12 protein-coding genes are annotated in these 12,054 nt (G+C 38.6%); 8 read left to right on the top strand and 4 right to left on the bottom strand.

Annotation, left to right across the window (positions count from 1 at the left end; all coding sequences use genetic code 11):
- Nucleotides 1-145: 145 nt before the first annotated feature.
- The 3 genes from BMZ04_RS14195 (at nucleotide 146) to zupT (ending at nucleotide 2,353) form a co-directional block, all read left to right on the top strand.
- The gene (locus tag BMZ04_RS14195) at nucleotides 146-757 is read left to right on the top strand and encodes a phosphatase PAP2 family protein (RefSeq protein ID WP_093272096.1); all 612 of its coding nucleotides are present in this window, start codon (nucleotides 146-148) and stop codon (nucleotides 755-757) included.
- A gap of 50 nt (nucleotides 758-807) precedes the next feature.
- Complete coding sequence (locus BMZ04_RS14190; protein ID WP_093272092.1) at nucleotides 808-1,458, top strand: uracil-DNA glycosylase; 651 nt, start codon at nucleotides 808-810, stop codon at nucleotides 1,456-1,458.
- Nucleotides 1,459-1,543: 85 nt separating this feature from the next.
- Nucleotides 1,544-2,353: a zinc transporter ZupT gene (gene zupT, locus BMZ04_RS14185; RefSeq protein ID WP_093272089.1), complete on the top strand. Its 810-nt coding sequence runs from the start codon at nucleotides 1,544-1,546 to the stop codon at nucleotides 2,351-2,353.
- A gap of 182 nt (nucleotides 2,354-2,535) precedes the next feature.
- Here zupT and thrB read toward each other — a convergent pair whose 3' ends face one another.
- On the bottom strand, nucleotides 2,536-3,459 hold the full coding sequence (gene thrB / locus BMZ04_RS14180; protein ID WP_093272085.1) for a homoserine kinase: 924 nt from the start codon (nucleotides 3,457-3,459) through the stop codon (nucleotides 2,536-2,538).
- Nucleotides 3,456-4,511, bottom strand: a complete 1,056-nt coding sequence (gene thrC, locus BMZ04_RS14175) for a threonine synthase (RefSeq protein WP_093272081.1) — start codon at nucleotides 4,509-4,511, stop codon at nucleotides 3,456-3,458. Before thrC ends, thrB begins: the two co-directional genes overlap by 4 nt.
- A 174-nt stretch (nucleotides 4,512-4,685) precedes the next feature.
- Here thrC and BMZ04_RS14170 point away from each other — a divergent pair, with 174 nt between their 5' ends.
- From BMZ04_RS14170 to BMZ04_RS14160, 3 genes are all read left to right on the top strand, one after another.
- A complete protein-coding gene (locus BMZ04_RS14170; protein WP_093272077.1) occupies nucleotides 4,686-5,897 on the top strand; it encodes an MFS transporter in 1,212 nt (403 codons plus the stop codon).
- Nucleotides 5,898-6,007: 110 nt separating this feature from the next.
- The gene (locus BMZ04_RS14165) at nucleotides 6,008-7,279 is read left to right on the top strand and encodes an acetyl-CoA hydrolase/transferase family protein (protein ID WP_093272074.1); all 1,272 of its coding nucleotides are present in this window, start codon (nucleotides 6,008-6,010) and stop codon (nucleotides 7,277-7,279) included.
- Nucleotide 7,280: 1 nt separating this feature from the next.
- Nucleotides 7,281-7,865 (top strand): DNA-3-methyladenine glycosylase, encoded by a 585-nt coding sequence (locus tag BMZ04_RS14160; RefSeq protein WP_093272790.1) that lies wholly within the window; start codon nucleotides 7,281-7,283, stop codon nucleotides 7,863-7,865.
- A 53-nt stretch (nucleotides 7,866-7,918) separates the two neighbouring features.
- Here BMZ04_RS14160 and BMZ04_RS14155 read toward each other — a convergent pair whose 3' ends face one another.
- Nucleotides 7,919-8,719 (bottom strand): GNAT family N-acetyltransferase, encoded by an 801-nt coding sequence (locus BMZ04_RS14155; protein WP_177184450.1) that lies wholly within the window; start codon nucleotides 8,717-8,719, stop codon nucleotides 7,919-7,921.
- Nucleotides 8,720-9,221: 502 nt separating this feature from the next.
- Nucleotides 9,222-10,406, bottom strand: a complete 1,185-nt coding sequence (gene hmpA, locus BMZ04_RS14150) for an NO-inducible flavohemoprotein (RefSeq protein WP_093272066.1) — start codon at nucleotides 10,404-10,406, stop codon at nucleotides 9,222-9,224.
- A 173-nt stretch (nucleotides 10,407-10,579) separates the two neighbouring features.
- Between hmpA and BMZ04_RS14145 the strand changes: the two genes are divergently transcribed.
- Nucleotides 10,580-11,029, top strand: coding sequence for an Rrf2 family transcriptional regulator (locus tag BMZ04_RS14145; RefSeq protein WP_093272062.1), 450 nt, complete (start codon nucleotides 10,580-10,582; stop codon nucleotides 11,027-11,029).
- Between the two features lie 46 nt (nucleotides 11,030-11,075).
- On the top strand, nucleotides 11,076-12,005 hold the full coding sequence (locus tag BMZ04_RS14140) for a manganese-dependent inorganic pyrophosphatase (protein WP_093272058.1): 930 nt from the start codon (nucleotides 11,076-11,078) through the stop codon (nucleotides 12,003-12,005).
- Nucleotides 12,006-12,054: the final 49 nt, after the last annotated feature.

Here is a 12,054-nt window from a genome sequence, read left to right as displayed (position 1 = left end):
ATAGATCAAACTATCCTTTATAAGGGTAGTCCTTTTATTTGGAGGATGAATCGATCTATCCATGCATACTTCTTTCAATTGTACATAGCTATATTGTAGTCTATACTTTTGTCATGACTAATAAGTTTGAAAGGAGTGGGGCATAATGAAGAAATGGTTTTACCCACTTGGACTTGTAACATTACTTGGATTTGTTGCATTATATATCACGTTTACATCAGAAGAAATGATTCAGCTAGATCGTAAAATGAACGAACTCATATACGGCAATCAATTTATCACGCTATTTCATTATTTAGGGGAACAAAAATTTATCGTCATTATGATGCTAATCTTGTTCGCGTACTTATGGATACACTCTAAAAATTATCGAGGGATGTTATTTGGTTTATTTGCAGTAGGGGTAGGGAATGTACTTAACCAACTGCTCAAAAAATGGATTCAAAGAGAGCGGCCTGACATTCCAAATCAGCTAGAAAGTTTTAGTTTTCCATCCGGACATGCGATGGTTGGTTTATTGTATGTATTCACGATTGCCTACTTCGCAGCAGATCATCAATCCAATAAAAAAATACGTGTGTTAATATGGATCATAGCACTTTTTCTTACAATACTTATCGGATTATCTCGTATTGCAGAAAGTCGCCATTATGCCACAGATGTTTTTGCAGGATGGATGGCAGGGTATACATGGTTTGTCCTCGTTGCATTATGGTATGAATATCGGAAAAGTATTTTTAAAAAGAATATACGCTAAAATCCTTTCCTTCTCTTGGAAAGGATTTTTTATAAAGGAGTGCAAGCGGTATGTTTGAATTACCAGATGAATTAGTCACGCTTGGCATGAAAAGAATTGAAGGATTTCCTGTAGAAGGATTCGTCAAAGGAAAAGGGCCAAAAAACCCTACGATCATGCTAATAGGAGAAGCACCAGGAGAAAATGAAGCTATTCAAGGGATACCATTCGTCGGAAGAGCAGGAAATGAATTAGTCAAATCACTTGCAAGCATCGGGTTAACAAGAGATAACGTCTATATGACAAGTGCAGTGAGAAGTCGTCCATATGTGTGGAAAGAAAAGAAAGCAAGAAATGGCGAGATAACGAAGAGAAAATATAATCGTCCTCCTACTCAACAAGAAATAATTGCACATGCGCCGGTACTCGATTATGAACTAACCCATATAGCGCCAACCGTCATTGTTACGTTAGGAAATGTGGGGTTGCAACGGTTACTTGGCAAAGATGCAAAAGTATCTGTTTTGCATGGACAATTAATCGAACACGAAGTACAATATTTAGCCTCGCTTAAAGAAACTAAATTTATATGGTCGGATGAAAAGTACATAATCATTCCAACATACCATCCTGCAGCTGTATTTTATCGTCCTTCCAATCGCGATTATTTAGAAGAAGATTGGAAGGAAATCGGGAAATACATTGCTTCTTCAAAATGTTAATTTTCATTAGTCTAAAAGAGTTGTGCCAGGGAAACTTAATGCGTATAATAAATGAAACTCGATAAATAGAAAGAAGTTGATACAGGTGGATGGTAATGTTGCCTTTGCATTATTACTTACGTTATTTGCGGGTCTAGCAACCGGTATAGGCAGTTTACTATCGTTGTTAACAAAACGTACAAATACGAAGTTTTTATCTGTCGCATTGGGCTTCTCAGCAGGGGTAATGATTTATGTGTCGTTAGTGGAGATATTTGTGAAAGCTAAGGACTCGTTGACAACGGAGCTTGGTACAACAAATGGATATTGGATGACGATCATGGGATTTTTTAGTGGGATGATTTTTATTGCAATAGTAGACCGATTACTGCCCAAACTCGGAAATCCACATGAAGTAAAAAGTGTAGAGGATATGGACACCGCTCCAACTAATGCAGAACAGACGAAGTTGATGAAAATGGGTGTTTTTACTGCACTTGCTATAGGTATTCATAACTTTCCAGAGGGGATTGCTACATTTGCATCTGCATTACAAGATCCTAGTTTAGGAATTGCGATTGCGATTGCGGTTGCCATTCATAATATTCCAGAGGGTATCGCTGTAGCAGTGCCGATTTATTATGCAACAGGTAATCGGAAAAAAGCATTTAAATTATCATTCCTTTCAGGACTTGCAGAACCGGTTGGGGCACTTGTTGCTTATTTAGTATTAATGCCATTTTTAAACGGTGTAGTTTTTGGAGTAGTTTTTGCTGCAGTCGCAGGTATTATGGTCTTCATATCTTTAGATGAATTACTACCGGCAGCTAAAAAGTACGATGAGACACATTCTTCTATTTACGGTGTAGTAGCAGGGATGCTAGTAATGGCACTAAGTTTAGTTTTAATGGCATAGTAGCAAAAGCGCAAGCGCCTATTTCTGCCCCGACAGGCAAATGGGGAAAAGCGATGAGGCAGCTCTCCTGCCACCACAGCTTTTTCACATTTGACCCCGAGGGGCAACGTTCTTCTGCGACGAGCTGTGCGCAGGAGCAAGGCGCTGGAGTCTGGATGAAAAAAAGAGCAGTGCAGTTCCTCTCAATGAGAGAAAACTGCACTGCCATTTTTATTTTTTACGACGATTCCTGTACGGTTCATCTCTACTGGTACCAATTCAAAGTTTGGGAATATTCCTTCTAACTTTGAAATGAATTCAGCTTCGGTTCCTTTTTGTACAAGTGATAAAAGCGTAGGACCGGCACCGCTTATACAAGTACCAAATGCACCTGCATTTTTTGCCGCAACTTTAATCTCCCTAGCCCCTGGAATCAGGTCAAGGCGATATGGCTCGTGAAACAAATCTTGCTCCATATAGATGCCAGCTTGCTCAAATGATTGAGAGAGAAAAGCAGCAGTAAGTAAACTAGCGGTAGCACTTGCTTGTGCGGAGACCTGACGTGTATAACTATCCGGTAACACATTTCTTGCTGCTGCCGTTTTTAGTTCAAAATTAGGAATAAATAAAACAAAAGAAGCATCAATATGATACGCATGAAACACATGAATTTCTCCGTTATCGGCACTCGATGAAATCGTAAAGCCACCAAATATAGAAGCGGCTGCATTATCGGGATGACCTTCCATCAAAGTTGCCACTTTTAACTTATCCTGTGCAGTTAGCTCAAGTTCCAACACTTGGTTGGCAAGCTCTACTCCTGCAACGATGGCAGATGCACTGCTTCCCATTCCGCGAGCAAGTGGGATTTCGCTTTTCACAGATAGATGGCATGGGGACAGGCTTTGTCCATATAATTCAGCTGTTTTCTCGGCAGCTTGAATAATTAGATGATCTGCTGGATTGGGAACATCCGGTAAATTATCCGATAAGTTATCAATCTTCCACGCTGGAGCTAGTTCAACTTCTAACTCCAAGTATTTATCTAAAGCAATCCCAATCGAATCAAAACCAGGTCCTAAGTTCGCTGTACTTGCGGGAATGGAAATAGCCCATTTTTTACTCATAGTACACCCTCAATGTACTGACGAATTTCATCTTCATCATTCTTTAATGATACTAAGTCGACTGTAGAAACTTTCATTGCTGTATCCGGATCTTTCAACCCGTTCCCTGTAAAAACAGTGACGACTTTGCTTCCAGCCGAAATTTTGCCGTTTTTCACTGATTTAATAACTCCTGCTAAAGAAGCAGCGGAACCAGGCTCAACAAATATGCCTTCACGACTAGCAATCAATTGATAAGCTTGTAGAATTTCTTCATCCGTAACAGCATCGATTAAACCACCAGATTCGTCACGAGCAGCTTCTGCTAGAGACCAGCTTGCTGGATTACCGATACGAATTGCAGTTGCTACTGTTTCCGGGTTAGCGATTGGTGCGCCTTGTACAATTGCGGCAGAACCTTCTGCTTCAAAACCAAAAATTTTCGGCAAGCCTGATTGTTTTACTTCGTTATATTCTTTGAATCCTTTCCAGTATGCACTAATATTTCCGGCATTCCCAACTGGTATGCATAAATAATCTGGAGCAGAGCCTAATACATCTACAATTTCAAAAGCAGCTGTTTTTTGTCCTTCCAAACGATATGGATTCACCGAGTTAACTAGTGCAACCGGAGATGTTTCACTAACTTTTCGAACAATTTGCAGCGCATCATCAAAGTTACCGTCAATCTCTATAATTTTGGAACCATACATACATGCTTGGGCTAACTTTCCTAGTGCCACTTTTCCTTTTGGAATGACAACAATCGATTTAATCCCAGCTCGCGCAGCGTATGCAGCAGCAGCAGCAGAAGTGTTTCCCGTAGAGGCACAAATAACACATTCGCTTCCTTCTTCTATTGCTTTTGCTACAGCAAATACCATCCCTCTATCTTTGAACGAACCAGTTGGATTTGCACCTTCTACTTTTCCATAAAGCTCAATTCCTAGTTCTTTCGATAAATTTTCTAGTTTAATAAGAGGCGTATTTCCCTCAAGTAGTGATAGTTTAGGTGTTTTCTCTGTTACAGGTAAAAACTCTTTATAATGTTCGATTAGTCCTTGCCAAGCCATGATGTGTTCCGCCTCTCTGTTCTTCTTGAATAAACATATGTATTTCTATAAAGGACATTTTACCTTAATAAAGCCAAAAAAACAAGCAGAATTTTCTATTGTAGATTCCTTATTCTATGGGTATACTAATCATGTAAACAAAAAACATTACAGGTGTAAAGACAGGAGTAAAACATGAAATCTAAAAATGAGCAAAAACCAATATCTAAAAATAAATTACTTGGCATCGCAGGGCTTGCTTGGATGTTCGATGCAATGGATGTAGGGATTCTATCATTTGTTATCGCGGCACTTGCGGTAGAATGGAATCTTACTCCCGGAGAGATGGGATGGATTGGAAGTATTAACTCTATTGGAATGGCAGTAGGGGCACTCGTATTCGGCGTTTTTGCAGATAAAGTAGGACGGAAAAAGATATTCATGCTAACGTTATTATTGTTTTCGATTGCAAGTGGATTGTCAGCACTAGCTACTGGTCTAACGATATTTTTGATTTTACGATTTTTTGTAGGAATGGGACTTGGAGGAGAGCTACCAGTTGCTTCGACATTAGTATCGGAAAGTGTAGAAGCGAAAGAAAGAGGACGCGTTGTTGTATTACTTGAGAGTTTTTGGGCTGCTGGTTGGATTGTTTCCGCCCTCATTGCTTACTTTATCATTCCTGATTATGGTTGGAGAATCGCTTTACTCATAACAGCATTACCAGCGTTTTACGCAATCTACTTACGACTTAAATTACCGGATTCACCTCAATATAAAGGAAATAAAGCTGAATCTAGAACGATTATGCAAAATATGCAGGAAGTTTGGTCGAAGAAGTATGCAAAGCGAACGCTTATGCTATGGATCGTTTGGTTTATGGTTGTATTTTCTTACTATGGAATGTTCCTTTGGCTTCCAAGTGTAATGGTGATGAAAGGATTTACACTTATTAAAAGCTTTGAATACGTGCTAATCATGACACTTGCGCAATTGCCAGGATACTTTTCAGCTGCGTGGTTAATCGAGAAAGCTGGGCGTAAGTTTGTATTGGTAACATACTTGCTTGGGACAGCAGCCAGTGCATTGGTTTTCGGTTCTGCAGAATCGACTACGTTATTAATGGTTTCTGGTATGCTACTTTCGTTCTTTAACCTAGGCGCATGGGGAGCATTATACGCGTACTCTCCAGAGCAATACCCAGCCGTTATTCGTGGAACTGGGTCAGGTATGGCGGCTTCAGCCGGACGTATCGGAGGTATTCTTGGACCACTATTAGTAGGTTCACTTGTGGCAGCTGGATATGAGATTGGATATATTTTCGATATTTTCTGTGTTGCGATTGTGATCGGTGTATTATCGGTAGTATTTCTCGGTACAGAGACGAAACAAACGGAACTTGAATAGCCGGGAGAACCTGTTTCCTTTAGTGGAAACAGGTTTTATTTTGTTTACGTTATAAAACATAGTAATATGAGGGGGAGAAGTAAATTTGAAAACTGTAGGTGCAAAACAACATGAAAACAAAACAACTATCAGATAGACAAATAATCGATTTGATCAAAAAGGACGCGGATATTATTCTTCCGCTAACAAATGGCGAACCGCATAAACTACTCGATATATTAGAAGCAAATGTAGATAGTTTAACGAATGTGAAAATACATCAGCTATTAGCGTTGCAGCAAAGGAAGTATATGGAGGATGCATATCCAGGGAAACTGAAGCATGTTTCTTATTTTTTGAGTGGTGCTACGCGTAAATTGTTCCAGCAAGGAATGGTAGATCTAGTTCCAAATCATTTCCATGAGATGCCAAGAATATTAAGACAGTCAACAAACCTTTCGATGATTATGGCAGTTGCTTCTCCTATGGACGAATTCGGCTATTTTTCATTAGGAACTCAGGCCGACATTGTAAGTGAATTTATCGGGAAAGTTCCGTTCGTACTTGAGGTGAATAAGCATATGCCTCGGACTTTTGGAGAAAATCAAATTCACATTAGTCAAATTGAGGGGTTTGTAGAAAATGATCGTCCTTTGTTTGAGGATATCGCACCTCCTATCGGAGAAAACGATATGCAAATTGCCTCATATGTAGCGGAAAGAATACAACATGGAGATACGCTACAAATCGGGATAGGTTCTATTCCGAATGCAGTTGTTAGTTTATTAAAGGAGCATAGACATTTAGGTATCCATACCGAAATGTTTGTAGATGGTATTGTCGATTTAGTAGAAGCTGGTGCAGTGGACGGGACGCAAAAGTTTACGAATAAAGGGAAAATCATCGCAACCTTCGCACATGGCTCTAATAAAATTTATAACTTCTTACACAATAATCCTGCTGTTCAATTTTTACCAGTAAGCATTGTCAATGATCCACGTGAAATTGCTAAAGAAGAACGAATCGTTTCCATTAATGCGACGACGGAAGTAGATTTATACGGTCAATGCGCATCTGAAACGGTCGCAGGTAAGTATTATTCCTCTACTGGAGGACAAGCTGACTTTGCAAGAGGTGTTCGTTTTGCTAAAGAAGGAAAAGGATTCGTATGTATGACATCTACTGCCAAAAACGACGAAATTTCACGTATCAAGCTTAGCCTAGCACCAGGGTCTGTTGTGACAACTTCTAAAAACGATGTGGATGCAATCGTAACAGAATTTGGAATTGCTAAAATGTACGGTAAGCCTATTTCGGAACGAGCAAAACAGCTTATTTCGATAGCGCATCCAAAATTTAGAGAAGAATTAACTTTTGAAGCAAAGAAAATGGGGTTTATTTAAATTGAACATAGTTAAGCGTGCATTCTTTTATCAACCGACATTAGACTTAGCAAAAGACTTACTAGGTAAATACATTGTGCACGAACATAGCAGCGGACTTCTCGTTGGCAAAATCGTGGAAACAGAAGCGTATATGGGACCAGAAGATCGAGCTGCACATAGCTTTGGTAATAGAAGAACGAAACGAACAGAAGTAATGTTCGGAGAGCCAGGGCTAATCTATACGTATCAAATGCACACACATACACTGATCAATGTTGTTGCTGCACCTGTAGATACTCCGAATGCCATATTAATACGTGCGGTGGAACCAATCGAAGGACTGGAGCAAATGAAGGAATTTCGGAAAAACCAACCAATGAAACAATGGACAAATGGGCCAGGTAAATTGACGAAAGCATTAGGAATTACAATGGAATCCTATGGAAAGCATTGGACGGAAAAACCTCTGTACATGGCAGAAGGAGAAAAAGTAACTGCAATTTCCACAGGACCAAGAATAGGTATTGAAAATAGTGGGGAAGCGGTGCATTATCCGTATAGGTTTTGGGAAACTGACAATCCATTTGTATCGAAAACAAGATAACTTAAAGAGTTCCCCATAAGAAAGATCGGCCCAATAAAACTGGGTCGATCTTTTTAAATTAGTTTACCCATATAGTATTCATCAACAAAATGACCATTAATAATAAGTGCATTTTTTCGATCGCCCTCTTTTTCGAAGCCAAGCTTTCTATATAATTTTTGAGCGTTTAAATTTTCTTTTATAACGCTAAGCTCGAGTTTAGAGATTCCTGCTTCTTTTGCCCATTTTTCGCCGTGAAACATGAGAGAAGAGGCAATTCCTTTTTTAGAGAACTCTTGGGTTACACCGATTACAACAGATGCTCTATGTAGGGCACGTGGGGCTGGACCTCCAGTGAATTGAACATAGCCTGCGTATTGTCCATTCATAATGGCTAGTAAAAGAATGGAATTAGATTCGTTTTTCCAAGAAGTGAAGTTTTTCCGAATACGTTGTACAGTCATTTGAATATCCGATTTTCCATACAACATAAAGTCGGTCTCTGAGAAAATGGTTTCTTGTAGTTTGATAAAAGATCGAGCGTCTTCTAACTCTGCTTCTCGAATAATTAGTATGTCTTTTTGCTCGTTTTCATCTGCGTTCCTTTCATCTGTTTCATGCACAACACTATGAAAATGAACGAACTTTCCTAATTCAACGTCTCGGATGGAGTAACCATAATCCATCCATGCAAAATAATGTAATGCAGGTGGCTTCGTTTTTTTCCACCAGCTACTACTTAAATAAGCGGCATTTGGCAAAGCTTGTCCGATAATCGCTTCTATTTCATTAAAAGTTAAAGTAATTTCTTTACTTGTCGATTGTTTGAAAAAGTTGGCAAGTGGAATATATTTATTTTCAAAGTGTTTGGTCATGTTAATAACTTCACTCATTTCTACTTTGATAGAATTATAGGCTAATTATAGCACTAACTTCCATTTATGCACACTACATAAAGCATGTTTAAACGTCAAAAAATGCCTATGGATAGATGAACATCAAAAAAGTGTTTCTTCAGAAGAAGGAACACTTTTAAGAGTGAGAAAGTATATAATTTTCCATTCTATAAATACAGCTATTTTGGAGAAATAGATCGATTCAATAACACGGTTTTCCGTTACAGGCGGACGCTTTGGCGCGGGGGGAGCGATGAGCGATCACCACAGCTCTCGCGTACGTTGTGATGGCTCATCTGTCTCACCAGAGGAACGAAGGCTAAGAGTGCCACATCGTGTGGCAACGCCTTCGTGACCAACATCCTGTCGGGCCTGCGTTGGAGTCGTCGCCGCCTTTCACTCCATTCAATTAAGTGAGTAGTACCATAGAATATGGTTTGGACCTTAAGGATGCTTTTATTTTTTTCTAAATATTTATAGATTATGCATTTAGTTCAAGTTGCATAGCTGGTCCGAAGAATTCATAGTGAATTTGTTCATTTGCATATCCTAATTCAAGTAAGTAATTAATCATTGCTTCCATAAATCCAACCGGTCCACAAATATAGACATCCCCACTTTGAATTGCATTTACTGCAAGAACATCTTTTGTGATAAACCCATCTTCAGTATCTGAGTAAAGGGTAATGTATTTTGCATCTTCCATTGGTTCCAATAAAAACTTAATGTCTTTATCGAAAGGATGTAAACTTTCATTACGTGCGCTATAGATGAAAGAAACTTTTCGAGAAGGTTGGTTTTTCGCAATAGTTTCGAACATACTCATCATAGGAGTGATTCCAACTCCACCACTAATAAATGTTACAGGTGTAGTTTTCTCAGGATCTAAAATGAAATCTCCAGCTGGAGCAGTAAGTTCAACTGTATCTCCAACGTTTACATTATTGTGTAAGTGAACGGAAACTTTTCCAGCAGGATCATGATCGTCTTCTTTTTTCACCGAAATACGGAATGTTTCTAAATCTGAAGCTTTTGATAGACTGTATTGTCTGTTTAATAAATACTTTTCTCCCGGAACACTTACTCGAATTGTAATAAATTGGCCCGGTACATACGTAGGTACTTCTTTTCCATCAGCTGGTTTTAAGTAGAATGAAGTGATATTTTCACTCTCTTTTTCTTTGTGGACTACAGTGAAATTTTTAAAGAATCTCCATCCGTTTTGTTTTGATTCTGCGGCTACATACATTTCTTCCTCGATGCCCATAAATGCATCTGCGATTACGCCATATGCTTCAGCCCACGCATTGATAATATCGTCTGTTGCCGCGTCACCAAGTACTTCTTTAATAGCGCCAAGTAAGTGTTCACCAACGATTGGGTAGTGTTCGGGTTTAATACCAAGGCTTACATGTTTTTGTCCGATTTGTTTTACAGCCGGAATAATTGCAGCAAGATTATCGATGTGTACAGCAGCTGCATAAACAGCATTCGCTAGAGCGGTTTGTTGACGACCTTTTTCCTGGTTTGCATGGTTAAATATATTCAATAATTCTGGATGTGCTTCAAATAAATTTTTATAAAAAACGGTAGTAATTGTAACTCCGTGTACTTCTAAAACTGGAGCCGTAGATTTAACGATATCAATTGTTTGTTGAGATAGCATATCATTACACGTCCTTTTTTTGTTTTGTTATTTACACTTATTACAATACTCCTGTTAAAACTTTAAAGCAATATTGAAAATACATCTTTAAGTTAGCATTAATAAATCAGACACATTTCTTTCACGAGTTTGTCAAAATCGTTATAATGAGAAGGTAGAATGGCGGTGGCAATATGAGATTGACTATGTATACAGATTTCTCACTTCGAGTGTTAATATACTTGGGAACAAAAGAAAAAAACGAACTCTCCACAATTCAAGCTATTTCAGATGCATATGGTATTTCTAAAAACCATTTGATGAAAGTTACACATGAATTAGGTAAATTGGGCTATATTGAAACAATCCGTGGACGAGGCGGTGGCATTCGTTTGGCAATGGAGCCTGAAGACATTAATATAGGACAAGTAGTTCGACATACGGAAGATGACTTCCATTTAGTAGAATGCTTTGATTGTAAATCAAATACATGCGTTATTTCGCCGGTTTGTGGACTAAAAGGTGCATTGAACCGTGCCCTAATTGCGTATTTTAAAGTATTAGATGGATACACGCTTGCTGACTTTTTACACAACAAGCATAAATTAGCGAATTTACTTTTCAATGAGAAGCAGGATATATGATAAAATAAGTTCGGAAAATGTTTAACCTGACTAGGAGGATTTTATAATGGAAAAAGTATTAGTTTTTGGACATAAAAACCCAGATACAGACACAATTACATCGGCGATCGTTTACGCACATTTAAAGAATGCAATAGGAGTAGAAGCCGAAGCAGTTCGTTTAGGTGAAGTAAACAATGAAACAAAATTCGCTTTAGAAAAATTTGGATTCGAAGCTCCAAGATTGATCGAAAACGTAGCGACTGAAGCAAAAAAAGTAATTTTAGTAGACCACAATGAAAAACAACAAAGTGCAGATGGGATCGAGGAAGTACAAGTAACAGAAGTAATCGACCATCATCGTATTGCAAACTTCGAAACGGCTGAGCCTTTATACTACCGTGCAGAGCCAGTAGGATGTACTGCAACTATTTTAAATAAAATCTACAAAGAAAAAGATATTGAAATCTCAGCTAGTATTGCAGGACTGATGTTATCTGCAATTATTTCGGATTCTTTATTATTCAAATCACCAACATGTACAGACGAAGACATCGCGGCAGCACGTGAGCTAGAAAAAATCGCCGGCGTAAATGCAGAAGAATATGGACTGGCAATGCTAAAAGCTGGAGCGGATTTAAGCGATAAAAGCTTAGAAGATTTACTTTCATTAGACGCAAAAGAATTCAGTATGAGTGAGCAAAAAGTAGTTATCGCTCAAGTAAATGCAGTAGATGTAAACGATGTAATGGGGCGCCAAGCGGAACTAGAAGAACTAATTCATCGTGAAATCGAAGAACAAGAATTAGATCTTTTCTTCTTTGTCGTAACTGATATCTTAAACAATGACTCAGTAGTTCTAGCGCTTGGGAAATTAGCGTTAAAAGCAGAAGCGGCTTTCGGAGTGAAATTCGAAAACAATACAGCCCTACTAAAAGGGGTCGTATCTCGTAAAAAACAAGTAGTACCAGCGTTAACTGAAGCGTTAGCTAACTAATACATGGACTTCCTGACTTTTGGTCGGGAAGTTTTTATTTTGGTATAAA

Origin of the sequence: Psychrobacillus sp. OK032 (assembly GCF_900111345.1) — a bacterium.
GTDB lineage: Bacteria > Bacillota > Bacilli > Bacillales_A > Planococcaceae > Psychrobacillus.
Note: the sequence above shows the minus strand (reverse complement) of the source record. Positions and strands in the feature narration are given on the sequence as shown.